Below are 24,551 nucleotides of genomic sequence, written 5' to 3'. Positions count from 1 at the left end.
CACGGCCCCTGCCACTGCGCCCCTCGCACAGCGCCCCCGCTCGCCCCCATCCTTCACTCCGCCCCGTGCGCCGCCCCCGCCGTGACCCTCCGCAGCAACGGCCTGCTCGCCAGAACCGCCGCGCACATCGCCACCGCACCCACGACCACGCAGATCACCAACTGCACAGCCCCGGACGTGTTCATCGTCGTCCCCGCGGCCTTGTTGACCTGCATCGCCCCGAAGACCCCCATCGCGGTCGTCCCTCCGGCGAGGACGGTCAGCGGAATGACCGCCTCGCGGATCCGCGCCCGGTCGAGGACCGCGAGAGGCGTGCCCGACAGGCGGAGCAGGCCGTACACCCGGCGCCGGTCGAGGACGTTCGCCGCGGCGGTGAGGCCGGCCGAGGCGGACGCGACGATGAAGCTGAGGACGAGGGTGGCGGTGGAGACCGTGGCGACCCGGTCCGTGATCGTGGTGTCCGGCGCCGAGACGTAGTCCTGGGTGAAGGGGAACCGCCCCCCGCCGAGGGGGGTGAGAGCGGTGACGGCCGCGTCGACGCGGTCCTGACCGCCGGAGACCTTCGCGATCACGCCGTCGACACCGCCGAGCAGGCTGTCGAACTCGTCCTCGCTCGTGACGGTGACGGTCGCCTCGACACCCGCCCGGTCCAGTGCCGTACGCGCCTCGGCCGCGACCTTCCGGGCGTCGGCGGCGTTCTCGGCCGTGACGGCGACCTGGCCGTGGTGCGTGGGACCGCCCATGTCGAGCGAGCTGATGGAGAAGAACCCGGCGACGAACCCGGCGAGGACCAGCCCGCTGACCGTACGCCACGCCCCGCGCGGATCGTCGCTCAGACGGCGCGCCGCCAGCAGGGTCGCCGGACGGACGGCGTACCGGCCCGCGATCCGCCCGAGCCGGTCCACGACCCACGGCCCGAACAGCCAGAACGCGCCGTAGAAGAGGAGCAGCAGGGCGATCAGCTGACGCGCCTTCAACTGGCCGCCACCCGTGGTCGACCAGATGTAGCCGAGGACCCCGACGAACAGCACGAGACGGATCGCGCGGGTACGGCGCGGGTTGGACTGCTGGGCGACACCCAGCGGGGACGTCGCGACCTGGCGCAGCATGGTCACCGCGCTCACGGTGATCAGCGCGGTCACCGCCAGCACGATGCCGGCGAACCACAGCGGGCCCACCCACAGCTGGCCGGTGTACCAGGCGCCGATCCCGAACGGAAGCTGCGCGAGCACCGGCAGCAGGGCCGTGTACGCGAGGGCGCCCGTGAGCGCGCCGGCCGCGCCGATTCCGGCCGACTCGACGGCGGTCATGGCGAGGATCTGCCGAGGCGTCGCACCCGCGAGCCGCAGTGCGGCGAGCCGCTGTTCACGCCGGGCCGCGCCGAGCCGTCCGGCGGCCGAGGCGAGCACGACGACCGGCATCACGAGGAGGACCACACCCAGCAGGACCGACGTGCGGTCGCCGCCGGTGAACACGCTGGCCTTCGTGCTGGTGAACCCGGAGACCAGCGCGCGTTCGGTGAGGTTCTCGTCGTAGTAGTTCTGGTTGCCCGCGGCCGGGGAGACCGCGGTGTCGCCGGGCGCGCGGCCGACCACGGCGACCAGGTCGTCCGGCGAGGCGAGACCGGCGGAGCCGATCGTGCCGGCGGACCTCACCCCGGGGAAGCGGTCGGCGAGTTGGCCCTTCGGGAGCTCGGCCAGGAGGTCGGCGAGGGCGGGGGAGACGTACATCTCGCCCTGCTTCGGGAAGCCGGTCAGGCCGGGCGGCGCGGGTGTCGCCGGACGGTTTGGCAGCTGGGCGAGGTTCACGACGGTCACCGGGTCGTGGCGGACGTACGTCACCGTCGTGGCCTGCACCGCCGTCGCCTTCTGCGCCGCGACGGCGTGCGGGGTGCGCCAGGTCGTGTGGTCGGCGCGGGCGCCCGCGCCGAGGGCGGCGGCGACCATCACCAGCAGCAGGAACGAGCCGACGGCGGCGGCACCGGCCGCGAGAAGCTGCGACTGGAGGCCGCGGCGGCCCGAGGACCTGGTGAGATGCCAGGTCAGCGGGAGGACGGAGGAACGCATGGGGGCTCCGGGGTCTGTGGATGGGGGAGAGGACTTGCCGCGGCGCGGACGGGGCTCAGCGGTCTCGGAGGAAGCGGAGAAGCGGAGGGACCGGAGGACTCGACGGTCTCGGGGTTCTCAGCGGTCGAACTTCCAGGTCAGGCTCTTCGCGTCCGCCTTGGTCACCCGTACGGGTATCTTCACGGTCCCGCCGCCGCTCTTCTCGCCCGTGCACGTGAGGCTCGCTCCCACGACGGCCTTGAGGCCGGTCGGGCAGGTCACGCCGGTGAGCTTGTCGCCGACCCAGGGCAGCGGGTGGAACTTGGACGCGGTGCGGCCCGCGACGATGTTCGGGGACAGCGCCCGCTGACCGTCCACCCGCACCACCGTGTAGTCGTCCAGCGGCGTCGTCGACTCGGTGTCCGCCATGAAGTAGGTGACGACGCCGCCCAGCGCGGCCACGGCGACCACACCGCCGAGGGCACCGACGAGGAATCTGTTGTGCTGCATCGACCGCTCCTGAAGTGCGTGGCGAGAAGGTGCCTCCAGCGTCGCCCTCGGCACCGGTCCCCCGCCTCGGCCGAATGGCCATTTCCCGCACCACCGGCCTCGGCCGTTCGGCCGATCCGGAAAGGCGGCGCGGCGCCGTACCGTGATCGGCATGAAGTCCGTCTCGCCCCGCGAACTCCTCCGGGGCTTCGCCGTCGGCCTGCTGCTGTCGGCCTGTGCCGTCGACGTCCTGAGCGCGGGGTCCGACGGTACGAGCGTCCTGCCGACCGCCCTGCCCGTCCTGCCGACGCTGGCCGTCCTGCTCATCGGCCTGGCCGCCGTGCTGTGGCCGGCCGGGCGGCGCCCCGACTGGCTCACGCCGCAGGTCCGCACCGCCGTACCCGCCCTCGCCTCCGCCCTCTACTCCCTGGGCTCGCTGTTCGTCCTCGGCTCCAACGCCTTCGGGCCCGGCGAGGTCGTGATCCTGCTGTGCGTGCTGTTCCTCGCGGTACGGCACAATCCGCCGAGGTGGGCCGTCGGCTGCGGGGCCCTCGCCGTCGTGGCGATCCTGCTGCTCCCGCTGCGGAGCGTGGAGCCGGTCGTCATCGAGGAACTCTGGCTCCTGCTCGTCGTCCTCGTCCTCATCGGCCTGTTCATCGGGCTCGCCGCCTACCTGCGGGCCATGGACTACCGGCGCACCGTCGCCGTCGGCGAGACCCGGCGCGCCGAGCGCGTCGCCATCGCCGCCGACCTCCACGACTTCGTGGCGCATCACGTGACCGGCATCCTCGTCCAGACGCAGATGGCCCGCATGATGGCCACGACCCGGCGCGACGAACTCGACCCGGTGCTGGCCGGCATGGAGCGCGCCGCCACCGAGGCGCTCGCCTCGATGCGCCGCACCCTCGGTGTCCTGCGCGACAGCGACGACGAGGCCGACCGCCGCCCCGTCGGCGACCTCGCCGCCATCGCCGACCTCACGGAGGCATTCGCCACCCCCATCCAGACGGTCACCCTCCACCGCGCGCCCACCCTCCCCGACGACCTCCCCCACGAGATCCAGGCCGCCGCCTTCCGCGTCGTCCAGGAAGCCCTCACCAACATCCGCCGCCACGCCGCGGACGCCACCCACATCGACGTCCGCCTCCTCGACGACCCCGACCGCCTCACCGTCTCCGTCACCGACGACGGCCGGGGCGGCACCCAGCTCCCCGCGGCGGCGCACGGCGGCGGCTTCGGCCTCGTCGGCCTCAAGGAGCGGGTGACGGCCCTCGGCGGCGACCTGACGACCGGCCCCCGGGGCACGGTCGGGTGGGAGGTGCGCGCGGTGTTCCCCCTCGGCAGACCATGACCATACGCCCGTACTCAACTAGTTGACTGCTAGCGTGGCACCCATGGCTCTGCGGAACGCGGTGATGGCGGCCCTCCTGGAGGGCGAGGCGTCCGGGTACGACCTCGCGAAGGCGTTCGACGCGTCGGTCGCGAACTTCTGGACGTGCACACCCCAGCAGCTCTACCGGGAGCTGGACCGCATGGAGGCCGAGGGCCTCGTCACCGGGCGCGTCGTCGAACAGAAGGGCCGCCCCGACAAACGCCTCTTCTCCCTCACCCGGACCGGCCGCGAAGCCGTCCGCACCTACACCGCCCGGCCCCCGGCCAAGCCGACCGCCATCCGCGACGAGCTGTTGGTCAAGGTCCAGTGCCTCGACGCGGGCGACGGGGAAGCGGTCCGCGCGGCCGTCGCCGCGCACATGGAGTGGGCCACCGCCAAACTCGCCCGGTACGAGCGCCTGCGCCAGCGCCTCCTCGACGGCCGGTCGGAGGAGGCGTACTTCGCGGAGGCCGAGCGGATCGGGCCCTACCTCACACTGCTGCGGGGGATGGCGTTCGAGCGCGAGAACCTCCAGTGGGGCGACCTGGCCCTGCGCAGGATCGACCAGCGACTGACCGCGCACCGGGACGACGACTGAGACACGGCCGCGGGGCGGCTAGGACGAACGCTGCCACCCCCGCCTCAGACTCCGGTCACCGGAAGCAGTTCCGGGCGCTTCGGCGCGCGGCCGTCGCCCGATGAACGGCCGCGCAGGCGCCGTACGAGCCACGGGCCGAGGAAGGTGCCGGCCCAGCGCAGGTCGGCCAAGGCGGAGGCGGGCGGCGGGGCGGTCGGCAGGGGGTCGGCCCAACTCGTGTCGCTGTCCGGGACGTTCAGCGCGTACGCCATCGCCGCGGCGATCCGCGCATGCCCCAGCGGGCTCGCGTGCAGGCGGTCGGCGCTCCACAGCCGGGGGTCGGTCACCACCGGGTGCACGGACGTCTCCGCGACCACCACGCCGTACCGCGCGGCGGACGCGCGGACGCGGTCGTTGAGCGCGAGGATCCTGCGCCCCAGAGGACGCGCCAGCGGCGTGCCGCGCCCGACGTCGGGGAACGTCAGCGTCGCGACCGTCGCCCCCTGCCCGGTCAGCGCGGCGAACATCGCCTCCAGGTCGCCGGTCACCTCGTCGAGGTCGAAGTTCGGGCGCAGGACGTCGTTGACACCGGCCACCACGGTCGCCAGGTCCGGCCGCAGCGCGAGCGCCGGGGCGAGCTGCTCGTGGCGCACCTGGCCCGAACGGCGGCCCCGGACCGCGAGGTTGGCGTAGCGGAGGCCGGGTTCCTGGCGCGCGAGCTGTTCGGCGAGCCGATCCGCCCACCCGCGCAGCCCCCGGACGTCGTCCCCGTCTCCCAGCCCTTCGGTCTGACTGTCCCCGAGAGCTACGTACCGCCGAAATGTCATAGGTGCATTGTTGAATAGCGGGAACCGCGAGGTCAACCGGCTTCGCGCGGGCGCTTGCGGTGACCGCCGCGACCCGCGATGCTCTGCGCGTCACGTGGCGACGCGCCCGGCCCGGACCGACCATCCGTCTCCGCCGGAACCGCGCCATTCGTTCACGCATCACACACGACACCAGGCGGACGGCCATCGGCGCCGTCCTTACAATCCGGTGAACACATCGGGGGAGAGCCGGCATGGAAACGATCATCGTCCAGCCGCCCGGTCCGGCCCGGGCGGACGGCGTCGGCGGGGGCAGGCCCGAACTGCTGCGCATGGGGCCGGGCGACGCCGCCGAGTTCGGGCGCGGAGAGGTGCCGATCGTCCTGCGCGACCCCGGCATCTCCCGGCGGGCGGGGCGACTGGAGGCGGCCGAGGACTACTGGCGGCTGTCGAACTTCAGCCGGGACACGGCGTACGTGGTGGAGAACCTGGAGGGCGCGGGCGAGTACCTCACCGTCGCGCCCGGCCGGCTCGGCGCGCCGGTGCCGTTCGAGTTCTCGCGCGTGGTGCTGCCCGCGCTCGGCGGCACCGCCGACTTCAAGGTCTTCGCCCCGCAGCACGCGTACCTGGACGAGCGGTCGATGCCGGGCGCGGGCGAGTCGACGGTCCATCCGTACGCCCTCGACGCGACCGCCAAGTACTTCCTCGTACTGGTCGCGCTCTGCGAGCCGCGGCTGCGGGACCCCGCGGACAGCGCGCTGCCGGGGGCCGGGGACATCGCCGAGCGGCTGCGGCCGTTGGACAGCTGCCGGGGGCTCACCCGGTCCGCCGTCAACTACCACATCGACTACCTGGCGTTCGCGAAACTCCGGCTCGACGTCGGGGAGGAGCCCGGCGGGGACGGCGGCGGGCGGACGGGCGCGAAACGGGCGCGCCTCGCGTCCCTCGCGCTGCGGTTCGGGCTGGTCCGGGAGGAACACCTGGCCCTGCTGCCGTCACGGAAGGGGACCGGGGCGTGACCTTCTCGACGGACCCGAAGGACTTGGACGACCCGAAGGACCCGGACGACGTGAACGATGCGGACGACGTGAACGATGCGACCGGCGAGGACAGCCCCTTCGCACCCCCGGCCCCACCCCCCACCCTCCCCACCGGCTTCCGCGTCGACGGCTGGGAGCTGTCCGGCGTCATCGGCTCCGGCGGCTGGGGCACCGTCTACGACGCCCGCGCGCTCGCCGACGGCACCCGGGCCGCCGTGAAGATCCTCCCCACCAACACCCTCGCCCCCGGTCAACGCACCGCCCTCGGCGAACTCGTGGCGCGCGAGGTCCGTTTCAGCACCGAGGCCGACCACCCCCACCTCGTACGCACCCACGCGGTCCACACGGTCGACGCCCCCGGCCTCCCCGCCCTGGACGGCGCGATCGCGCTCGTCATGGACCGCGCGGAGCAGAGCCTGTGCGAGGTGCTGAACACGGGCGGCGAGGTCCCCGACCCCGTACGGATCCTGCGCGGCGTCCTCGCCGGGCTCGCGCACATGCACGGCGAGGGCTGGGTGCACGGCGACCTCAAGCCGGCGAACGTCCTGCTGGGTACGGACGGCGAGGTCTGGCTCGCGGACTTCGGGCTGGCGACCGAACTCGACGGCACCCACGCCCACATGCCCCCGCTGGGCACCCTCGACCACCTGCCGCCGGAGTGGTGGTCGCAGCGCACCGGCGCGGAGGGAGCCGTCGTACGGACGACCGCCGACATCTGGGCGTTCGGCGTCCTCGCCCACCAGGTCCTCACGGGCGGCCTGCACCCCTTCCCGGGCGCCACGGCCCGAGCCCGCTCGCTGGCCGCGCAGGCGTACGCGCGCGGGACGACGCCGCTGCGTCTGGACGCCGGACTGGACGAGAACTGGCGCCGGATCGTGGCCGACTGCCTCGCGCCGGACCACGAGTCACGCCTGAGACACACCGCCGCGAGCCTCGCGGAACGGGTCGAAGGGCCGGCCGGCACACCCCGTCGGCGCCGCGTGCTGCCGTACGCCGTCGCCGCGCTCGCCGTCGTCGCGGCTGCCGCCGGGTTCGCGCTCGCCGGAGGCGGCGACGGACCGGACGACGGGCGGGACGACTCCGGCCGTACGGCTCCCGCCGTCGTGACCGGCGCGCGCGTGGCGGACGCCGGAAGCATCCGGGAGGACTCCGACGTACCGAAGGCCCTGCGCCCGGTCATCGTCAACGCGGCGAAACGCTGTAGCGACCCCGAGATCACCCCCGCGTTCCTCGCCGCCATGATCAAGGCGGAGAGCGACTTCGACGTGCACGCCTCCCGCCCGGCGTCGGAGGAGTACGGCATCGCCATGTGGACGCCGTCGGTGTTCCGCGCCTGGGCGGTGGACGGCGACGGGGACGGCGACAAGGATTACTTGTCGCCGCCCGACGCGATCGCCACGATGAGCCTCTACACCTGCTGGCTCGACCAGCGGTTCAAGCAGGCCCGTCTCCCCGAAGGTGACCTGCCCGCGCTGATCGCCGCAGGCTGGCGCACGAGCGACCGCACCGTCATCGACGAGGGTGGCGTCCCCGCGCGCGTACAGCCGCACGTGGACAAGGTGCTGCGCCACCTCGCCGACTACTCGGTCAGCACTCCTTGACGTCCGGGATCCGGTCGTCGGGCGAGCTGACGTAGATGGTGGAGATCCAGCCCCCGGGGCGCGTCGCACCCGGCACGTCCAGCGAGCGGGTCAGCCGCCCGATGTCCGTGTACGCCGTGCCGGCCGGGTGCAGCGTGTACACGGCGACGATCGAACGGCCCCTCGCGCCGACGGTCCCCGTGCTGTGCAGCGCGGGACGCGTCAGGTCGACGTCGGCGGCGGCGGTCACACGCGTGGAGGCCGCGGTGGCCGTCGCGTTCGGGCAGGTGCCCTTCGGGTACGACGAACCGGCCCAGCCCTGCTTCGCCGCCCACGGCTTGTCGAACGCCCCGGCGATGCCGAAGTGCTGGTCGAAGCCGTCGGAGGCGCGGCGGGTGGACTGGCGCAGGTTGCCCATCACGAAGTCGCGCACGGGCGCGGGCGCCGTGTCCTGGAGCCCGAGCCGGCCGGCCATGCGGTTGACGATCGCCGACCCTCCGCACGTCGACCAGTGATGGTGGGCCGCGTCGTCGTCGCTGCCGCGCGGCAGCGGCTCCAGCCGTGCCCGGTCGGCGGCGGGCACGGCGTGGTCGGGACTCCGGTTCCGCAGGAAGTCCAGCGCGAGGAGCGGCTTGACGACGGACGCGGACCTGAACCGGGCGCTCGCGTCGAGCTGTTCGGTGAACGTCCCGGTCTGCCGGTCGAACACGGCGACCCCGGCGGTAACGCGGCACTGGCCGCGAGGAGACGACGCTTCATGGGGAGTGCTCCCGGAGGTTGACGGAGTCGAAGGGCGGGCGGCGCATGAGGGCCGTCTCTTCCTGGTCGGGTGTCGCGGACGACTCGAACAATAAGGAGGGAGACGGGAGTCGCGGTCCTGACGAATGTCAGGGTGGCGGCCGGATCATGCGTACGCCGGTCCGGTCACCCCCGTATCGTCGGCCCAATTCACGTGCCCCGAAGTGCCTCCGCCAGACTGGTGCCGCGTCCCGGCAACCGACCCTGGAGAGGGTTCCCGTGCACGAGAACTTGCGCTTCGGCATCTACCTGCCGCCGTTCGGCCCGTTCGGAGACCCCGGCGTCCTCGTCGAACTGGCGGTGCGCGCGGAGGCCGCCGGGTGGGACGGGGTGTTCCTGTGGGACCACGCCGTCAGCGAGGCGATGCCGATCGCCGACCCCTGGACCACGCTCGCGGCCATCGCGCAGGCCACCGGGAGCCTGCTGCTCGGCCCGGCCGTGACACCGCTCGCCCGGCGCCGCCCCTGGACGGTCGCACGGCACGCGTCCACCGTCAGCAGGCTCTCCCGGGGACGGCTCGTCGTCGGTACGGGAGCGGGGGTCGACGAGACCGGCGACTTCAGCCGCTTCGGGGAGCCCGCCGACCTGGCCACCCGCGCGTCGAGGCTGACCGAGGGGCTCGGGCTGATGCGGGCGATGTGGGCCGGCGAGGCCATCGACCACGACGGCCCGCACTACCGGGTGAACCTGCCGGCCGCGCAGCCGGAGCCGTACCGCATCCCGGTCTGGATGGCCGCCTCCACGAACCACCCGCGAGTGATCCGCCGGGCCGCCGGCTGCGACGGCATTTTCCCGAACCCCGAGGACCACGAACTCACCCCGGACGAGGTCGCCGGCGTCCGCCGGGCGCTGGTCCGCGCCGGCCTGCCGGGCGACCGGCCGTTCGACATCGCCGTACGCGGCAACGCGAGTCCCGCGTGGGAGGAGGACAAGGACGTCGACCTGAAGGGACTCGCCGAGGCCGGCGCGACCTGGTGGCTGGAGTCGCTGATCCACTTCGATCCGCTGGACCTGTCGATGCGGGTCGTGGACGCGGGACCGCCTCGGGGGTGAACGCGACGTCAGGCCGGGAGCCGAGCGCCAGTTTGTCAGGCCGGTTTGCGCCACACCGAGACATGCTTCGCGGAAGCGTCCGTGAACGGTTCCCCGTTCCAGTCCCCGACCCGCCGCTCCAGCTCCAGCCCCGCGATCCGCGCCATCAGGTCCAGCTCCGCTGGCCACGCGTACCGGTGCCGGGAGGCGTCGCGGCGGTACCTGCCGTCCTCCTCCCGCGTGAGGTGATGCGAGACGAGGATCTGCTCGGCCAGCTCGAACGTGTCGAACCCGAGATGCCCCGGCGACACGTCGAACGGCACGGCGACCTGCCCCGGCGGCAGGAACCGCAGCGGCGGCACCCCCAGCTCGATGACGAACCGCCCGCCGGGCGCCAGATGCCGGGCGGCGTTGCGGAAGCACTCGACCTGCTCGTCCTGCGTGAGGAGGTTGGTGATCGTGTTGTAGACGAGGTACACGAGGCTGAACTCGCCGGGTACGACGGCACTGGCCATGTCCCCCATGACCACCGGCAGCGTCTCCTCGTCGACCTTCCGCCGCAGCACCCTCGCCATGTGCTCGGAGAACTCGATCCCGGCGACCGGCACGCCCCGCTCCCGCAACGGCACCCCCACCCGCCCGGTGCCGATCGCGAACTCCAGCGCCCGCCCGTCCCCGGCGAGTCCGGCGAGGAAGTCGAGGGTCGGCCCGAGGACACGGGCCGAGGTCATCTCGGTCTCCTCGGCGTCGTATCGTTCGGCGGTGGCACGGCCCCACAACTCGCTGCTCGTCATGGACGACCACTCTGCCGAGGGGGGAAGCGGGGTGTCGACGCATTTAACGCCGTCCCGGTGTGAACCGGTTCGAACATCCCCGCGCGAGGCATTGACAGCGACCCCGGCCGCTTCTAACTTCCCTCACGCGAACCGGTTCGACCCAGACCCAGACCCAGACTCAGACATCAGACGGAGGAGCCCCGTGAACATCGGTGAGATCGCCCGCCGGGCCGGTGTCTCCCGGAGCACCGTCTCGTACGCCCTCAGCGGCAAGCGCCCCGTCTCCGCCGACACCCGCCTGAAGATCCAGCGCGTCATCGACGAGCTGGGCTACCGCCCCAACGCGAGCGCAAGGGCGCTGGCCAACGGCCGGACGAACACCATCGGCCTCGCCTTCCCGCCCGCGGGCGACCACTACACCGGCATGCAGCTCGACTTCATCGGCAGCGTCGTCGAGGCCGCCGCCGCCCACGACTACGACGTACTCCTCTCCCCGGGCGGCGCGGACAGCGACCGCTCCTTCCAGCGCCTCCTGGGGGAACGGCGCGTCGACGGCGTCATCCTGATGGAGATCCGCCTCCAGGACGACCGGGTCGATCACCTCGCCGCCCTCGACTTCCCGGCCGTCAGCATCGGCCGTACCGCCCGCCCCGAGCGCGACTGGTGGGTGGCGCTCGACCACACGGCCCTCGCGGCGGCCTGCGTCCACCACCTCGCCGACCTCGGCCACCGCCGGATCGCCCTGGTCAACCGCCCCGAACACCTCCTGCGCACGGGCTACGAGTCCGCGCACCGGGGCCTTGAGGGGTTCACGAAGGCCGCCGCCGAGCGCGGTCTGACGGTCCGTTCGTACTGCTGCGGCGACGACGCGGCGTCCGGGGAGGCGTGCCTGGAGCGGATCCTGTACGACGACCCCGAGACGACCGCGCTCGTCACCCTCAACGAGGCGTGCCTGGGCGGCATCTACCGGGGGCTCGCGCACGCCGGACGCCATGTCCCGCGCGACTTCTCGGTCACCGGGATCGTCGCGGCGCGCTGGGCGGAGACGATGACGCCGCAGCTCACGGCCGCCGACGTACCGGCCGCGCAGATGGGGAGGCTGGCGGTGGAACTGCTCATCGAGCGGCTCGGCGACGCCGAGGTGCCCGCGCGCCACCACTTCCTGACGCCGCCGATCTCGCTGCGGGCGAGCACGGGGCCCGCCTGAGGGGCGGCTCCTGGGCCGACGGCGGTCGATGGCAGCCGACGGCGGTCGACGGTCCACCTCCGTACGTGTCATGACCATGACCATCCGGCACCATCGAGACAAGGAGCCCAGCCATGCCCGTGCCCCGCACCCCGCTCATCGCACTCGCCACACTCCTCGCACTCCCCGCTCTCACGCTCCCCGCCCAGGCCGCCGACACCACCGTCACCGTCGACTTCGCCACAGCGGGCGGCGCCCCCGCCCATCGCGCCTCCGGAACCCTCTACGGCCTGACCGAGAACGGCACCCTCCCGCAGGACCACTTCTACAAGGACATCAAGTGGAAGTTCATGCGGGCGGGCGGCGCCCAGTTCGACAGCCCCGGCGGCTGGGCGGCGGGCAAGTACGACCGCCGCTGGAACTCCACCCTCGCCCAGTACCGCCGCACCAAGTCCCTCGGCGGCACCTTCGTCATCCTCCCGCACGACATCTGGGGCGCCGACGGAACCACGACACCCACCTTCCCCGGCGACGGAGGCAACTGGTCGAGCTTCGACGCCTTCTACGACCGCCTCCTCACCGACGTGAAGGCGGCCGGCGCCACCGACGTGCAGTGGGACATCTGGAACGAGCCCGACTGCTCCTTCTTCTGGGGCTCGGGCCAGCCCCAGTACCTGGAGATGTGGAAACGCGCCTACCGCAAGATCCGTACGGCGATCCCCGGCGCCGTCATCGTCGGCGCGAGCACCTGCGGCCACCCCAACGCCGGCAACACCTGGTGGAACACGTACCTCGACTACGTGAAGGCCAACGACGTCCAGCCGGACATCTACAGCTGGCACAACCTCCCCGGCGACCCGGTCGCCGACGGCGACTCCCTGCGGGCCAAGCTCGCCGCGCGCTCGATGACGACGAACCGGCCCTTCCAGGTCAACGAGTACGCCGCGAGCAACGAGCAGAACCCGGGGCGCGGCGGCTGGTACATCTCCCGCCTGGAGCGGGCCGGCGCGGACGGGCTGCGCGCCAACTGGGCGAGCGGCGCGAACCTCCACGACTTCGCGGCCAGGCTGCTGACGAAGTCCGGGAGCCAGTACCTGCCGCTGGGGGAGTGGTTCCTGTACCGCTACTACGGCTCGCAGACCGGCAACATCGTCAAGGTCACGCCGGGCACGAACACCGACGCCCTCGCCACCAAGGACAACGCCGCCCGCAACGCGAAGATCCTCCTCGGCAGCAACGGCAACATCGGGAACGTCACGGTGGGTCTGGGCCGCCTCGACACGACGTCCCTCGTGGAGAACGGCCGCGTCCGCGCGATCGTCCAGCGCGTCCCCCACAACGGGGGCGGCGCGGTCACCGGGCCCGTCACCGTCTCCGACCAGCAGCTCACTGTCAGCGGCAACTCCGCGTCCGTCAGGGTGCCGTGGACCGACGCGGCCGACGGCTACACCGTGACCCTGCTGCCGCCGTCCGACACGACGGTCTCGACCGTCGCCGTCGTCCAGCACAGCGGCCAGTGCCTGGACGACACGAACCTGTCCACCGACGACGGCACCCAGTACCAGCAGTACCCCTGCGAGGGCGGGTACCAGCAGATGCTGGATCTCAAGCCGGTCGCCGGACGCGCCAACACCTACACCGTGGTCAACGAGTTGAGCGGCAAGTGCCTCGACGTCGCCGGGTCGTCCACGGCCGACGGCGCCCCAGTGCAGCAGTACACCTGCACCGGGGGCACCAACCAGATGTTCACGCTGAACGCCGTGAGCGCGCTCGGCAACGCCAAGGACCGCCAACTGGTCGCCGTGCACAGCGGGAAGTGCGTCGACGTGAGCGAGGTGTCCGCCTCGGCGGGAGCGAAGGTCCACCAGTGGACGTGCGACGCGGCGAGCGCGCTGCCGAACAAACGGAACCAGATCTGGCGGCTCCAGGGTCTCGGGGCTTGAGGGGCTCGGGGTTCAAGGGTCCCGGGGCTTAAGGCTGGGGGCACCGCCCGTCCGTGCGTCGCGCCAACTGCTGCTCCCTCTCGACCAGTTGGACCGTCACCACCGACAGCTGCGGAGCCGCGATCCGCCGAGCGGCGGCGACCGTACACACCACCTGGTCGATCGCGAGGTCGGTCAACTCCCGCATTCCGTCGCGGAGTCGGACGGTCAGGGTGGAGCCGTCCTCGGTGACCGCGAAGCCCTCCGGCGACTTTTCGAGGAAGTTCCCCGGCGCGGCGGTGGGTAGGGCCCGCACCTGGGTGGTGAACCCCTCGCCGGGCGGCGGGCCGGTGAGCAGCAGGGACAGGGCGTCGTCGGTGTCGCCGGGGCGTTCGGTCGGCCGCAGGACGGCACCGAGGGCGCCGTCGCGGAGGTAGTACACGGCCGTGACCGGGGTGATCCCGCTCGCCGGACCGCCCGCCTCGACGACCCCGGTCGCCGGGATGCCGCAGGAGGACAGCGCGAGGAGCGCGACGAGCGCCGGGGCGGCGCGGCGGCCGGGGTTCATGGCTGCTCCGGTGCGGTGAGAGGCAGGACGACGGTGAACACCGCACCCCCGTCGGGGTGGTTGGCCGCGCGCACCGTACCGCCGTGCACGCGAACGTTCTCCTCGGTGATCGCGAGCCCGAGCCCGCTGCCCTCCGAACGGGTGCGCGCGGAGTCCGACTTGTAGAACCGGTCGAAGACGTGCGGCAGGACGTCGTCCGGGATGCCGGGCCCGCTGTCCCGCACCTCGACAACTGCCGTGTTTCCGGCGGCGGTCAGCCGTACGGTCACCGGCCGGCCCCCGTGCTTGAGCGCGTTGCCGACCAGGTTGGCGATCACGACGTCGACGCGCCGGGGATCGACGTCCGCCCGTACGGCGTACGGCAGTTGGACCGTCACGGCGTCCGTCCAGCCGCGTGCGGCGAGCGTGCGCCGGATGGACTCGGCGAGGTCGATCTCGTCCCGGTGCACCTGTGCCGCGCCCGCGTCGAACCGGGAGATCTCCATCAAGTCGTCGACGAGCGAGGCGAGTTTGACGGTCTCCTCGCTGATCAGCCGGACGGCGGTCGCCGTGTCCGGGTCGAGCCCGGCCGCGTCCTCGTCGAGGACGTCGGTCACCGCGGACATCGCGGCGAGCGGCGTGCGCAGCTCGTGCGAGACGTCGGCGGCGAAGCGCCGGGCCCGCGCCTCCATCTCCCGCAGCTCCGCCACCGACGCCTCCAGCGCGGCGGCCGTCTCGTTGAACGTGTGGGACAGGTCGGCGAGTTCGTCGGAGCCGTTCACCGCGAGCCGTGTGTCGAGACGGCCCTCGGCGATCCGCCGGGTCGCCTGGCGCAGCGCCCGCACCGGCACCAGTACCCCGCGCGCCGCGAACAGCGCGAGCGCCACCGCGAGCAACAGGGCGCCCAGCATGGCGCGTTGGACGCCGGTGACCAGGGCGTCGACGTACGCCTGCTCGACGGTCTGCGGGACGGAGAGGTAGACGTGGACGCCGGAGGCGGTGCCGCTCGGGTCGGTGAAGGTGACCGACATGCCGACGAGGAGCGAGGTGCGGCCGTCGGTGCGGACGCGCTGGAACACGGTCGCGCGGCTGGTGGCCACCGACTCCCTTATGCCGGGGGTGAGTTCGTCGAGCCGGTCGCCCGCGCCGATGTCCCGGTACTCGGCGAGGACGCGCCAACTCCCGTCGTTGGCCTTGATGTCGTCGGCGAAGCGCCGCAAGTCGGCCTGGTCGGGCGGGTACGGGAGGTCCGGCGCCTCCTGGCCGACGTGGCTGCGGAGCTGGCGGATCACCGCGTCCTGGCTCTGCTGGAGGATGCCGGTGCGGGCCTCGCGCAGGGTCAGCGCGCCGGTCGCGGTCGCGGCGACGGCGGCGACGAGGACGAACGCGACGATCAGGCGTGAACGCAGGCCGCGGAAAGGGCGGTTCACCGGTCGGCGGTGAAGCGGTAGCCGAAGCCGCGCACGGTGTGGATGAAACGGGGGGCGCGCGGCGGCTCGTCCAGCTTGGTGCGCAGACGCTTGACGCAGGCGTCCACCAGCCGGGCGTCCCCGTGGAAGTCGTGCTCCCACACCGCCTCCAGCAACTGCTGCCGGCTGAACACCTGGCCCGGCGACGCGGAGAGCGTCAGCAGCAGCCGCATCTCGGAGGGCGCGAGCGCGACCCGCGTACCGGCGAGGGTGACGGTCACCCCGGCGCGGTCGACGGACAGGTCGCCGAACGTGTCGATGGCGGGCAGCCCCTGGCCGCCGCCCGCCCGGCGCAGTACGGCCCTGATGCGGGCGTCCAGGACGCGTGCGGTGACCGGCTTCACCACGTAGTCGTCGGCGCCGACCTCCAGGCCGACCACGATGTCCACCTCGTCGCCGCGCGCCGTCGCCATGATGATCGGCAGCGTCTCGTCGACCGCCCGGATGCCCGCGCACACTTCCAGTCCCGGCATGCCCGGCAGCATCAGATCGAGGACGACGATGTCCGGCCGGAACACCCGGAGTTGGGCCAGCCCTTCCTCGCCGGTCGGCACGCCGCACACGTCGTGGCCCTGCCGGCGCAGCCCCAGGACGACGCCCTCGCGGACAGCCCGGTCGTCCTCGATCAGAAGTACACGTGACATTGGTTCAGTAACCGCCAACAAACGATCAACAGGGCACCGGATTAAACACCCGTTATCGCTTCGTGACCAAATGGGCCAGGCTCGATCACATAACCCCAGCACGGTGTACCCCCGTGACACCGCACCGGACTCCCGCACCCCGCCGCCGTCGTCGCCGCGCCCCGCGCCGACGCCCTCTGCTGCCGACGGCCCTCGTGGCCCTCGCGGCCGTCGGCGCGATAGGGGCGCTCGCGGCCTGGCAGTCACAGGACGCTGCCACGACGGCCTCGGCCCGCCCCTCGAACTCCCCGCCCCCGCCCCGGAGTTCACCCCCGAAGCCGAGCCCGACCCCAACCCCGACCCCGACCCCGTCGCCCTCCCGTCCCGTGATCCCGAAGCACGGCTCAGGCGTCTACGCCACCGCCCCGGGAACCGGCCGACAGGCAGGCAGGGGAACCCCGTTGCGCTACAAGGTGGAGATCGAGAAGGGCCTCGACCTCCCCCTGGCCGCCACGGCCGGCGAAGTCGAAAGGGTCCTGGCCGACCGCCGGGGCTGGACCGCCGACGGCACGTCGTCCTTCCGCCGCGTCTCGACCGGCCCCACCGACTTCGTCGTCCGCATCGCCACCCCGGGCACGGTCGACAATGCCTGCGCGGAGTACGGCCTCGACACCCACGGCGACCTCAATTGCAGCGTCGCCCACAAGGTCATGGTCAACCTCGAACGCTGGCTCACCGGCACCCGGTACTACGCCGACGACATCCCCTCCTACCGCGCCCTCATCGTCAACCACGAGGTCGGCCACTTCCTCGGCCACGGCCACGAGACCTGCCCCGCCGCAGGCGCCCCCGCCCCCGCGATGATGCAGCAGATAAAAGGCCTCAAGGGCTGTGTCCCCAATGCCTGGCCGTACGACGAGAAGGGCCGCCGCATCAGCGGCCCGCAAGTACCGTGAGCTGTCAGCGGTACGTGTTGTTGCTCGTGTGCTCCCCGCTCAGCCACGACGCCAGCTCCTCGCGAGCGGTCCGGCGGCGCTGCTCGTCGGTCTCGTGGATGCCCGGGGCGTCGAGGGTGAATTCGAGGAGGAGGCCGTTGGGGTCGCTGGTGTAGAGGGAGCGGCAGTAGCCGTGTTCCAGGACGTACGTCTCGTCCGGGCGCCAGTTCGCCTTCTCCAGGCGGGCGGCTATCGCGTTCTGGACCTCCTCCGTGACCTTCAGCGCGATGTGCTGGAAGGGGGAGTGCGGCATCTCGGGGCCGAACCGCTTCTGGTCCTCGGGGTCGGCGAACTGGAAGAACGCGAGGGCGCTGCCGTCGCCGAGGCCGTAGAAGGTGTGGCAGTACGTGCGGACCGCGCCGAAGAGTTCGTCGGACTCCTTCCAGGTCGCGATGAGGGGCAGGCCGATGACGTCCTCGTAGAAGGCGCGGGTCGCCTCCTGGTCCTGGGTGACGTAGGCGTTGTGGTGCAGACGGGACGGGAGGGCGTCGGGGGAGGGCTGAGTCATCGTCGACTCTCCTTCGGAGAGGGCAAGCGCGGACATGTGTCCGCTGTACGGTCGCTGCTCGCAACCCTGATACGCGGGACCCCTGGCGTCAACCCTTCTGGGGCAAACCGTGACCGCCCGCCGGAGGGCGGGCCGGTGAACGGACAGGCGGCGTAATCTGGACGCCCCAGCCGAGCGATCCGAGAGGGGCGGCAGATGCCGCGTACGGGCACCGGGCCTGATTTCATCGAAGCACTGGCCCGCGGGCTGGAGGTCATCACCGCCTTCACCCCCCAGCGGCCGGACATGTCCCTCTCGGAGGTGGCGACCGCGACCGGCCTCGCCCGCCCCACGGCCCGCCGCATCCTCCTCACCCTGGAGGAACTCGGCTACGTCCGCTCCTGCGAGCGCGGCTACGCCCTCACCCCCCGCGTCCTCGACCTCGGCATGGCGTACGTCGGCTCGCTGGGCCTGTGGGACGTCGCCCGCCCGCACATGGAACGCCTGGTCGCCCGCACGAACGAGTCCTGCTCGATCGCCCAGCTCGACGGCGGCGACATCGTGTACGTCGCGCGGGTCGCCGTACCGAAGATCGTCACCCTCTCCGTACGGATCGGCACCCGCTTCCCCGCCCTCCAGACCTCCCTCGGCAAGGTCCTGCTGGCCGCGCTGGACCCGGAGCGGCTCGCCAAGGCGCTCGCGGAGCCCACGCGCTCCGGGCTCACCCCCCTGTGGCAGCCCGGCGCCGACGAGCGGGACGCGGCGCTGCGCGAGGTCCGCGCGCAGGGCTGGGCGCTGGCCGACGAGGATCTCGCGCCCGGCATCCGCTCCGTCGCCGTGCCGCTGCGGGACGGCGAGGGCAGGGTCGTCGCGGCGATCAACGTCAACGCGCACGCCGCCGAGACGTCCCTCGCCGACCTGCGCGACAGGCATCTGCCGCTGCTGCTCCAGACCGCCGGGGACATCAGTGGCGACTTCGCCCGGCTGACGGCCGTGCCGCGCGTGGTGGCCGCCGGCCGAGGGTGACCGGCCCGCAAGGGGTCTCGCCGGGAAGGGGTCTCGCCGTGAAGGGGCTCGGCGTGCCACAATCCGAAGTCAGCGGACACATGTCCGCTGTGCGGTCGGAGGGATGGTTCCATGGAGACACCGACACCGTCGGGCCAGGGCGGCGGCCCCCTGTCGGGGCTGCTGGTCGCCGACTTCTCCCGGGTGCTGGCGGGCCCGTACGCCACCATGCTGCTCGCCGACCTCGGCGCCGAGGTGATCAAGGTCGAGGCGCCCGCCGGGGACGAGACCCGCGGCTGGATGCCGCCCACGCGCGGCACGACCTCGACGTACTACCTCGGCATCAACCGGGGCAAGCGCTCCCTCGCGCTCGACCTGCGCACCGACGCCGAGGCCGCCCGCGAACTCGCCCGCCGCGCCGACGTGCTGATCGAGAACTTCAAGCCCGGCACCCTCGCCAAGTACGGCCTGGACTTCGCCGCCGTCAGCGCCGCCAACCCCGGCGTCGTCTACGCGTCCATCACCGGCTTCGGGCCCGGCGCCGGCTCCCACGTCCCCGGGTACGACCTGATGGTCCAGGCGATCTCCGGGCTGATGAGCCTCACCGGCGACCCCGAGGGGGAACCCTTCCGCGCCGGGATCTCCGTGTTCGACGTCATGGCCGGCAACCACGCCGCGATCGGCATCCTCGCCGCGCTGCGCCACCGCGACGCGACCGGCGCGGGCCAGCACGTCGAGGTCAACCTCCTCTCCTCCGCCCTCTCCGGCCTCGTCAACCACAGCTCCGCGTACGTCGCCGGCGGCACCGTGCCCTACCGGATGGGCAACGCGCACCCCAGCGTCTTCCCGTACGAGCCCTTCCCCACCGCCGACCGCGATCTGATCGTCGCCGCCGCCAACGACGGCCAGTTCCGGCGCCTGTGCGACGTCCTCGGCATCCCCGGGACCGCCGACGACCCCCGCTTCGCCCACAACAAGGACCGCACCGCCCGCCGCGAGGAACTCCGCCCCCTGCTCGTCGAACGGCTCGCCACGCGCGGTGCCACCGAGTGGTTCGAGGCGCTCGTCGCGGCCGGGGTGCCCGCCGCGCCGATCAACACCATCGACGGGGGGTTCGCGATGGCCGAGCGGTTCGGGCTCGACCCGATCGTCGAGGTGGGCGAGGGGGAACGGGCGGTGCCCATGGCCCGGCACCCCATCACTTTCTCCACGACACCGGCCCGGTACGAGCTGCCGCCGCCGGAACTGGACGAGCACGGGCCGGAGTTGAGGAAGTGGCTGGCGGGAGAGAAGGGGGAGGACCGTGACTGACGAGGCACGCGAGGGGCACACCCCGGCTCCCCGACTCCCCACCTACCCCACCGCCTTGGGCGCCTCCTCCCGCACCACCATCACCCTCCTCGGCGAGAGCCTCGCCGACGACATCATGGGCACCGTCGGCTTCGGTGAACTCGCCTACCGGCTCGCCACCCAGCGCCGCCCCACCCCCGGCCAGACCCGCGTCTTCGAAGCCGTCCTCGCCGCCCTCGCCGACCACGGCTTCACCCCCACCGCGATCGTCACCCGCCTCACCTACCTCTCCGCCCCGGACTCGATCCAAGGCGCCCTGGCGGCGGGCCTGTTGGGCGGCGGCTCGCGCTTCCTCGGCGTCACGGAGGACACCGGCACCTTCCTGCACGACGTCCTGGAACGCCACGAGGGCGACCTCCCGAGGACCGACGGCGAGTGGGACGCGCTGGCCCTGGAGACCGTACGCGCGCAGAAGGCCGCGGGCCGTTTCGTCCCCGGCCTCGGGCACCACGTCCACAAGGACGGCGACCCCCGCACCCCCCGCCTCATGCGGATCGCCGAGGAGGAAGGCCAGTTCGGCCCCCACCTCGCCCTCTTCGCCGCGATCGGCCGCACCCACCCCCAGATCCTCGGCAAGACGCTCCCCCTGAACGGCGCCGGCGTCTGCGGAGCCGCCCTCGCCGACCTGGATCTCCCCATCCAACTCCTGCGCGGATTCGCCCTGTTGGCCCGCACAGCCGGACTCATCGGCCAACTCGCCGAGGAGATGCGCACCCCCGTCGCGAACGACATCTTCCTCTCCGTCGACCTCAACAACCGCCCCGTACCCCCCGATCCGGGAGACCACCCGTGACGCCGTACGTCCTGTTCGTGCACGGCGCCCACCACGGCGCCTGGTGCTGGGACGAGGTGAGAGCCCGCCTCGCCCCAACGGCCCTGCGCACAGCGGCGGTAGACCTCCCCCTGACCTCCTTCGAGGACGACACGCGGGCCGTCCGCACGGCCGTCCGCGAAGGCACCCTGTACGGCCCCGTCCTCCTGGTCGCCCACAGCTACGGCGGCCTCCCGGTCTCGGCGGGCGGCCACGAGGCGGACCGCCTGGTCTACATCGCGGCGAGGATGCCCCAACCGGGCGAGTCCCCGGCGGAGTCGACCCCCCGCTGGAACGACCCGGCGTTCCGCGCGGCGGTCCACGAGTCGCCCGACGGCACGGTCACCCTTCTCCCGGCAGCCCGCGAAGCCCTGTACTCCGGCACCCCCGCCCCCTACGCCGACCGGGCGGCGGCCCGCTGGCGCCCGATGCGAAGCCGCGTCCCCCGCAAGCCCCTCGACGCCCCCGCCTGGCTCTCCGTCCCCAGCGCCTACGTCATCTGCGCCGAGGACCGGACCGTCCGCCCCGAAGCCCAACGCGAGTGCGCCACCCACGCCTGCACCCACCTCGAACTCCCCTGCGACCACGCCCCGTTCTACTCGGCACCGACCGAACTGGCCCACTTCCTGGAGGAGCAGGCGGCGCTCACGAACCGGCCCGAAGGGTGAGCCCCCCCACCACCCGGGGCGAGCCCGGCACCGCCGACCCGCCCCCGCCAAGAGCCCGAGACGTCCCACCCCTGCCGACCCGCCCCCGCCAAGAGCCCGGCGCGTCCTACCGCTGCCCCGCCGCCCACTCCCCGAACGTCACCTCGCCGAGCCGCGCGTCCGGCCCCGGCAGCAAAGTCGTCTCCCGCAACGCCGTGCCGAAGTACCGCGCGCCCGGATCCGTGACGACCGTCCGCGCATCCCCCTGCGCCGCGAGCGCGTCACGGACCAGTTCGTCGAGGCGGAACACGGCGGGGCCCGCGACCTCGACGAGACCGTTCACGGGAGCGTTCACGGCGGTACGGGCGACGGCCGCGGCGACGTCGTCCGAGGCGATCGGCTGGATGCCCACCGGGGCCAGCCGGACGGTGTCGCCGTCGGTCGCCTCGCCCGCGATGGCGTTGACGAACTCGAAGAACTGGGTCGCGTGGACGATCGAGTACGGCGTGCCCGACTCCCTGATCAGCTCCTCCTGCGCCTGCTTGGCGCGGAAGTAGCCGCTCTCCTGGAGCCGCTCGGTGCCGACGACGGACAGGGCGACGTGGTGGGCGACCCCGGCCTCGGTCTCCGCCTTGAGGAGGTTGGCGGTGGAGGTACGGAAGAAGTCCAGCACCGCCCGGTCCTCGAACGAGGGCGAGTTCGACACGTCGACCACGACCGAGGCGCCCTCGAGCGCCTCGGCCAGACCCTGCCCGGTCAGCGTGTCCACGCCCGTGCCCGGCGAGGCGGCGAGCGCCTCGTGCCCGTGCTCGCCGAGCCACGCGACCACCTTCGAGCCGATGAGCCCGGTGCCACCGATCACCACGATCTTCATGACGGATTCCTCTCGGGAAGTGTCGGGAGAAGTTCTCGTACAGGAGTGACCGGGCGGCGGGCCGGAGTGTGACAGCTACAGCGACGCCATGTACGGCGCCAGCTTCTCCGGGCTCATCACCCACAGAATCCGCTCGACGCCGAGCGCGGACACGTCGACGCACAGCAGCACCCTCACGGACCCGCCCTCCGACACGAGCGCCGCCGGGCGGCCGTTCGCCTCCACCCACCGGACCTCCGTACCCGGCCAGAACCGCGGCGCGAACGCGGCCAGGTACCGGGAGACGTGCGCGATCCCGACGACCGGGATCCGCGACGCGCCGCGCATGCCGTTGCCGTCGGTGTAACTGACCACGTCCTGCGTCAGCACCTCCTCCAGTACCGCCAGATCACCGGCCCGCGCCGCCGCGAGGAACACCTCCAGGAGGCGCCGGTGCTCGGCCGGCCCGACGGGTTCCCGGCGTTCGGCGGCCAGGTGCCGACGGGCCCGCGTCACGAGCTGGCGCGCGTTCGCCTCACTGGTCTCCAGGATCTCCGAGACCCGCCGGTACGGATACTCGAACGCCTCCCGCAGCACATAGGCGGCCCGCTCCACGGGGTTCAGCTTCTCCAGCAGGAACAGCACCGCGAGATCCAGCGCCTCCGCCCGCTCCGCCCCGACCTGCGGATCGGCGCCCGTGTTCACCGGCTCCGGCAGCCAGGTCCCGACGTACGTCTCGCGCCGTACCCGCGCGGACTGGGCGACGTTGATGGCGAGCCGTGTCGTCACCGTGGTCAGGAACGCGGCCGGCTCCTCGACCTCCGACCGCTCCACCCCCTGCCACCGCACCCACGCCTCCTGCACGACGTCCTCCGCCTCCGCCGCGCTCCCCAGCACCCGGTAGGCGATCCCGAACAACCGCCCCCGCACCGCGGTGAACTCCTTCGCCGCCACATCCAGATCGTCCCCGACACCCATACAAGCCCCTCCTGCCCCGACCGAACGGGACCAGTGTCACACCACGGCCGTCCGGAGTGTCTCTTGAGTGAGACACCGTGCGAGACAGGGACAGGAGCGAGCACATGGACTGGTCCGGATCGGCCGCGTGCCGGGGGATGGACCCCGAACTGTTCTTCCCCATCGGCAGCGGCGGCGTGGCGGCGGTGGCACAGGTCGCTGAGGCGAAGGAGGTGTGCGCCCACTGCCCGGTGGCCGGCCGGTGCCTGGCGTGGGCCCTGGACGCGGGCCCGGTGGACGGGATCTGGGGCGGAACGACGGAAGGGGAACGCCGCGCGCTGCTGCGGGCCGGGTCAGGGGGCGGCGCCTGAAGCGCGGGGCACACATCGCGGAACGCGCCCGCCGTGAACTCCTCGACACGAGCGCGACGGCACGCGGCCACACCGCCGACGGGTCCCCCGTGTACGAGGCCCGGATCGCCCGCCTCTGACGACGCGGCGTCACATGTACTGGAAGTACCGGTCCCACCAGGCAAGCGGCAGTTCCTCGTCGTCCGGCTCCGCTCCGGGGATCTCGCCGTCCTCCAGGCGCGTCGCCCCGTCGTACGGCTCAAGGAGCAGCCCGACGGGCACGTACACGCACCCGAGGTCCGCACAGACCCCGTCGAGCCAGGCCGTGAACGGTTCGGCGAGGCCCTCCGCACAGCCCGGCACGCCCAGGTCACGGCCGGTGCCGGCGGTGACGAAGGGGCCGAAGTTGCTCATCAGGACCCACAGGGGCCGGTCCGTGCCCGTCGCGGGGGCGGGCACCCTGACCTCCCCGTAGTAGCTCGCGTCCTGCGTCATCCCGGCCGACACGGACGGCCCGAACCGTTCCGTCAGCGCCGCGCCGAGCCGCTCGAAACGGCGCCGGGCGGCCGGCAGGTCGTGGTCCGGGGGGAGTTCCAGGTGTTCGGGGTCGTCCAGCTCGCGCAGGAGGGCGCGCAGACGGTCGGGGGAGTGCATGACGGGTCCTTGTCGTCAGAGGGAATCAGAGGGAAGGGGCGGCGGGGCGGGGGCCACCGCCCCCCCCCCCCCCCCGGGTGCGGCCCCCCCCCCCCCCCCCCCCCCCCCGCCCCCCCCCCCCCCCCCCCCCCCCCCCCCCCCCCCCCCCCCCCCCCCCCCCCCCCCCCCCCCCCCCCCCCC

Annotated in this window: 25 protein-coding genes; 13 read left to right on the top strand and 12 right to left on the bottom strand. The window is 72.8% G+C overall.

Annotation, left to right across the window (positions count from 1 at the left end):
• Positions 1 to 53: 53 nt before the first annotated feature.
• Both PV682_RS24795 and PV682_RS24790 read right to left on the bottom strand, forming a co-directional pair.
• A complete protein-coding gene (locus PV682_RS24795; protein ID WP_319733463.1) occupies positions 54 to 2,066 on the bottom strand; it encodes an FtsX-like permease family protein in 2,013 nt (670 codons plus the stop codon).
• A 117-nt stretch (positions 2,067 to 2,183) separates the two neighbouring features.
• Positions 2,184 to 2,555, bottom strand: coding sequence for a DUF4333 domain-containing protein (locus PV682_RS24790; protein WP_319733461.1), 372 nt, complete (start codon positions 2,553 to 2,555; stop codon positions 2,184 to 2,186).
• A gap of 151 nt (positions 2,556 to 2,706) precedes the next feature.
• Here PV682_RS24790 and PV682_RS24785 point away from each other — a divergent pair, with 151 nt between their 5' ends.
• Together PV682_RS24785 and PV682_RS24780 are read left to right on the top strand one after the other, a co-directional pair.
• The gene (locus PV682_RS24785) at positions 2,707 to 3,885 is read left to right on the top strand and encodes a sensor histidine kinase (protein ID WP_319733459.1); all 1,179 of its coding nucleotides are present in this window, start codon (positions 2,707 to 2,709) and stop codon (positions 3,883 to 3,885) included.
• A gap of 43 nt (positions 3,886 to 3,928) precedes the next feature.
• Positions 3,929 to 4,504 (top strand): PadR family transcriptional regulator, encoded by a 576-nt coding sequence (locus PV682_RS24780; protein WP_319733457.1) that lies wholly within the window; start codon positions 3,929 to 3,931, stop codon positions 4,502 to 4,504.
• 44 nt (positions 4,505 to 4,548) lie between these two features.
• Here PV682_RS24780 and PV682_RS24775 read toward each other — a convergent pair whose 3' ends face one another.
• Positions 4,549 to 5,310 carry an SGNH/GDSL hydrolase family protein gene (locus PV682_RS24775; protein WP_319733455.1) on the bottom strand — a complete coding sequence of 254 codons (762 nt, stop codon included), beginning with the start codon at positions 5,308 to 5,310 and terminating at the stop codon, positions 4,549 to 4,551.
• A 233-nt stretch (positions 5,311 to 5,543) separates the two neighbouring features.
• On the opposite strand from PV682_RS24775, the gene PV682_RS24770 reads away from it, so the two are divergent.
• Together PV682_RS24770 and PV682_RS24765 are read left to right on the top strand one after the other, a co-directional pair.
• On the top strand, positions 5,544 to 6,308 hold the full coding sequence (locus PV682_RS24770) for a serine/threonine protein kinase (protein WP_319733453.1): 765 nt from the start codon (positions 5,544 to 5,546) through the stop codon (positions 6,306 to 6,308).
• A complete protein-coding gene (locus PV682_RS24765; RefSeq protein ID WP_319733449.1) occupies positions 6,305 to 7,930 on the top strand; it encodes a serine/threonine-protein kinase in 1,626 nt (541 codons plus the stop codon). Before PV682_RS24770 ends, PV682_RS24765 begins: the two co-directional genes overlap by 4 nt.
• On the opposite strand, the gene PV682_RS24760 is transcribed toward PV682_RS24765, so the two are convergent.
• The gene (locus PV682_RS24760) at positions 7,917 to 8,618 is read right to left on the bottom strand and encodes a hypothetical protein (protein ID WP_319733445.1); all 702 of its coding nucleotides are present in this window, start codon (positions 8,616 to 8,618) and stop codon (positions 7,917 to 7,919) included. The genes PV682_RS24765 and PV682_RS24760 overlap by 14 nt on opposite strands.
• A 308-nt stretch (positions 8,619 to 8,926) precedes the next feature.
• On the opposite strand from PV682_RS24760, the gene PV682_RS24755 reads away from it, so the two are divergent.
• Positions 8,927 to 9,760, top strand: coding sequence for an LLM class flavin-dependent oxidoreductase (locus PV682_RS24755; RefSeq protein ID WP_319733443.1), 834 nt, complete (start codon positions 8,927 to 8,929; stop codon positions 9,758 to 9,760).
• A 35-nt stretch (positions 9,761 to 9,795) separates the two neighbouring features.
• Here PV682_RS24755 and PV682_RS24750 read toward each other — a convergent pair whose 3' ends face one another.
• Positions 9,796 to 10,533 carry a class I SAM-dependent DNA methyltransferase gene (locus PV682_RS24750; RefSeq protein WP_319733441.1) on the bottom strand — a complete coding sequence of 246 codons (738 nt, stop codon included), beginning with the start codon at positions 10,531 to 10,533 and terminating at the stop codon, positions 9,796 to 9,798.
• Between the two features lie 184 nt (positions 10,534 to 10,717).
• On the opposite strand from PV682_RS24750, the gene PV682_RS24745 reads away from it, so the two are divergent.
• On the top strand, positions 10,718 to 11,722 hold the full coding sequence (locus tag PV682_RS24745; RefSeq protein ID WP_319733439.1) for a LacI family DNA-binding transcriptional regulator: 1,005 nt from the start codon (positions 10,718 to 10,720) through the stop codon (positions 11,720 to 11,722).
• 113 nt (positions 11,723 to 11,835) lie between these two features.
• Positions 11,836 to 13,644, top strand: a complete 1,809-nt coding sequence (locus tag PV682_RS24740) for an RICIN domain-containing protein (protein ID WP_319733438.1) — start codon at positions 11,836 to 11,838, stop codon at positions 13,642 to 13,644.
• A gap of 28 nt (positions 13,645 to 13,672) precedes the next feature.
• On the opposite strand, the gene PV682_RS24735 is transcribed toward PV682_RS24740, so the two are convergent.
• The 3 genes from PV682_RS24735 to PV682_RS24725 are packed head-to-tail and all read right to left on the bottom strand — an operon-like array spanning position 13,673 to position 16,283.
• Complete coding sequence (locus tag PV682_RS24735) at positions 13,673 to 14,191, bottom strand: hypothetical protein (protein WP_319733436.1); 519 nt, start codon at positions 14,189 to 14,191, stop codon at positions 13,673 to 13,675.
• Complete coding sequence (locus PV682_RS24730; protein WP_319733434.1) at positions 14,188 to 15,600, bottom strand: HAMP domain-containing sensor histidine kinase; 1,413 nt, start codon at positions 15,598 to 15,600, stop codon at positions 14,188 to 14,190. The genes PV682_RS24735 and PV682_RS24730 overlap by 4 nt, the downstream gene beginning before the upstream one ends.
• On the bottom strand, positions 15,597 to 16,283 hold the full coding sequence (locus PV682_RS24725; RefSeq protein ID WP_319733432.1) for a response regulator transcription factor: 687 nt from the start codon (positions 16,281 to 16,283) through the stop codon (positions 15,597 to 15,599). Before PV682_RS24725 ends, PV682_RS24730 begins: the two co-directional genes overlap by 4 nt.
• Positions 16,284 to 16,345: 62 nt before the next feature.
• Between PV682_RS24725 and PV682_RS24720 the strand changes: the two genes are divergently transcribed.
• Positions 16,346 to 17,218, top strand: coding sequence for a DUF3152 domain-containing protein (locus tag PV682_RS24720; protein WP_407705736.1), 873 nt, complete (start codon positions 16,346 to 16,348; stop codon positions 17,216 to 17,218).
• 4 nt (positions 17,219 to 17,222) lie between these two features.
• On the opposite strand, the gene PV682_RS24715 is transcribed toward PV682_RS24720, so the two are convergent.
• Positions 17,223 to 17,765 carry a VOC family protein gene (locus PV682_RS24715; protein WP_319733428.1) on the bottom strand — a complete coding sequence of 181 codons (543 nt, stop codon included), beginning with the start codon at positions 17,763 to 17,765 and terminating at the stop codon, positions 17,223 to 17,225.
• 195 nt (positions 17,766 to 17,960) lie between these two features.
• Between PV682_RS24715 and PV682_RS24710 the strand changes: the two genes are divergently transcribed.
• The 4 genes from PV682_RS24710 (at position 17,961) to PV682_RS24695 (ending at position 21,578) form a co-directional block, all read left to right on the top strand.
• Positions 17,961 to 18,770 carry an IclR family transcriptional regulator domain-containing protein gene (locus tag PV682_RS24710; protein ID WP_319733426.1) on the top strand — a complete coding sequence of 270 codons (810 nt, stop codon included), beginning with the start codon at positions 17,961 to 17,963 and terminating at the stop codon, positions 18,768 to 18,770.
• A 111-nt stretch (positions 18,771 to 18,881) separates the two neighbouring features.
• Complete coding sequence (locus PV682_RS24705) at positions 18,882 to 20,060, top strand: CaiB/BaiF CoA transferase family protein (protein ID WP_319733424.1); 1,179 nt, start codon at positions 18,882 to 18,884, stop codon at positions 20,058 to 20,060.
• The gene (locus PV682_RS24700) at positions 20,053 to 20,892 is read left to right on the top strand and encodes a citryl-CoA lyase (RefSeq protein ID WP_319733422.1); all 840 of its coding nucleotides are present in this window, start codon (positions 20,053 to 20,055) and stop codon (positions 20,890 to 20,892) included. The genes PV682_RS24705 and PV682_RS24700 overlap by 8 nt, the downstream gene beginning before the upstream one ends.
• Positions 20,889 to 21,578 carry an alpha/beta fold hydrolase gene (locus PV682_RS24695; RefSeq protein WP_319733420.1) on the top strand — a complete coding sequence of 230 codons (690 nt, stop codon included), beginning with the start codon at positions 20,889 to 20,891 and terminating at the stop codon, positions 21,576 to 21,578. The genes PV682_RS24700 and PV682_RS24695 overlap by 4 nt, the downstream gene beginning before the upstream one ends.
• 106 nt (positions 21,579 to 21,684) lie before the next feature.
• Here the strand turns inward: PV682_RS24695 and PV682_RS24690 are convergent, their stop codons facing one another.
• Both PV682_RS24690 and PV682_RS24685 read right to left on the bottom strand, forming a co-directional pair.
• Positions 21,685 to 22,431: an SDR family oxidoreductase gene (locus PV682_RS24690; RefSeq protein WP_319733418.1), complete on the bottom strand. Its 747-nt coding sequence runs from the start codon at positions 22,429 to 22,431 to the stop codon at positions 21,685 to 21,687.
• A gap of 75 nt (positions 22,432 to 22,506) precedes the next feature.
• Positions 22,507 to 23,388 carry an RNA polymerase sigma-70 factor gene (locus tag PV682_RS24685; RefSeq protein ID WP_319733416.1) on the bottom strand — a complete coding sequence of 294 codons (882 nt, stop codon included), beginning with the start codon at positions 23,386 to 23,388 and terminating at the stop codon, positions 22,507 to 22,509.
• Between the two features lie 104 nt (positions 23,389 to 23,492).
• On the opposite strand from PV682_RS24685, the gene PV682_RS24680 reads away from it, so the two are divergent.
• On the top strand, positions 23,493 to 23,738 hold the full coding sequence (locus tag PV682_RS24680) for a WhiB family transcriptional regulator (protein WP_319733414.1): 246 nt from the start codon (positions 23,493 to 23,495) through the stop codon (positions 23,736 to 23,738).
• 129 nt (positions 23,739 to 23,867) lie between these two features.
• Here the strand turns inward: PV682_RS24680 and PV682_RS24675 are convergent, their stop codons facing one another.
• Positions 23,868 to 24,371, bottom strand: coding sequence for a hypothetical protein (locus tag PV682_RS24675; RefSeq protein WP_319733412.1), 504 nt, complete (start codon positions 24,369 to 24,371; stop codon positions 23,868 to 23,870).
• Between the last annotated feature and the right edge of the window lie 180 nt (positions 24,372 to 24,551).

The organism is Streptomyces niveiscabiei (genome assembly GCF_033794345.1).
GTDB lineage: Bacteria > Actinomycetota > Actinomycetes > Streptomycetales > Streptomycetaceae > Streptomyces > Streptomyces niveiscabiei.
This window is presented reverse-complemented; position numbering and strand designations above follow the sequence as displayed.

What these genes read in the sequence shown, in the direction of transcription:
- PV682_RS24795 (WP_319733463.1), bottom strand. Translation starts at nt 2,066, where the DNA reads ATGCGTTCCTCCGTCCTCCCGCTGACCTGGCATCTCACCAGGTCCTCG.
- PV682_RS24790 (WP_319733461.1), bottom strand. Translation starts at nt 2,555, where the DNA reads ATGCAGCACAACAGATTCCTCGTCGGTGCCCTCGGCGGTGTGGTCGCC.
- PV682_RS24785 (WP_319733459.1), top strand. Translation starts at nt 2,707, where the DNA reads ATGAAGTCCGTCTCGCCCCGCGAACTCCTCCGGGGCTTCGCCGTCGGC.
- PV682_RS24780 (WP_319733457.1), top strand. Translation starts at nt 3,929, where the DNA reads ATGGCTCTGCGGAACGCGGTGATGGCGGCCCTCCTGGAGGGCGAGGCG.
- PV682_RS24775 (WP_319733455.1), bottom strand. Translation starts at nt 5,310, where the DNA reads ATGACATTTCGGCGGTACGTAGCTCTCGGGGACAGTCAGACCGAAGGG.
- PV682_RS24770 (WP_319733453.1), top strand. Translation starts at nt 5,544, where the DNA reads ATGGAAACGATCATCGTCCAGCCGCCCGGTCCGGCCCGGGCGGACGGC.
- PV682_RS24750 (WP_319733441.1), bottom strand. Translation starts at nt 10,533, where the DNA reads ATGACGAGCAGCGAGTTGTGGGGCCGTGCCACCGCCGAACGATACGAC.
- PV682_RS24740 (WP_319733438.1), top strand. Translation starts at nt 11,836, where the DNA reads ATGCCCGTGCCCCGCACCCCGCTCATCGCACTCGCCACACTCCTCGCA.
- PV682_RS24735 (WP_319733436.1), bottom strand. Translation starts at nt 14,191, where the DNA reads ATGAACCCCGGCCGCCGCGCCGCCCCGGCGCTCGTCGCGCTCCTCGCG.
- PV682_RS24725 (WP_319733432.1), bottom strand. Translation starts at nt 16,283, where the DNA reads ATGTCACGTGTACTTCTGATCGAGGACGACCGGGCTGTCCGCGAGGGC.
- PV682_RS24715 (WP_319733428.1), bottom strand. Translation starts at nt 17,765, where the DNA reads ATGACTCAGCCCTCCCCCGACGCCCTCCCGTCCCGTCTGCACCACAAC.
- PV682_RS24710 (WP_319733426.1), top strand. Translation starts at nt 17,961, where the DNA reads ATGCCGCGTACGGGCACCGGGCCTGATTTCATCGAAGCACTGGCCCGC.
- PV682_RS24705 (WP_319733424.1), top strand. Translation starts at nt 18,882, where the DNA reads ATGGAGACACCGACACCGTCGGGCCAGGGCGGCGGCCCCCTGTCGGGG.
- PV682_RS24690 (WP_319733418.1), bottom strand. Translation starts at nt 22,431, where the DNA reads ATGAAGATCGTGGTGATCGGTGGCACCGGGCTCATCGGCTCGAAGGTG.
- PV682_RS24685 (WP_319733416.1), bottom strand. Translation starts at nt 23,388, where the DNA reads ATGGGTGTCGGGGACGATCTGGATGTGGCGGCGAAGGAGTTCACCGCG.
- PV682_RS24680 (WP_319733414.1), top strand. Translation starts at nt 23,493, where the DNA reads ATGGACTGGTCCGGATCGGCCGCGTGCCGGGGGATGGACCCCGAACTG.
- PV682_RS24675 (WP_319733412.1), bottom strand. Translation starts at nt 24,371, where the DNA reads ATGCACTCCCCCGACCGTCTGCGCGCCCTCCTGCGCGAGCTGGACGAC.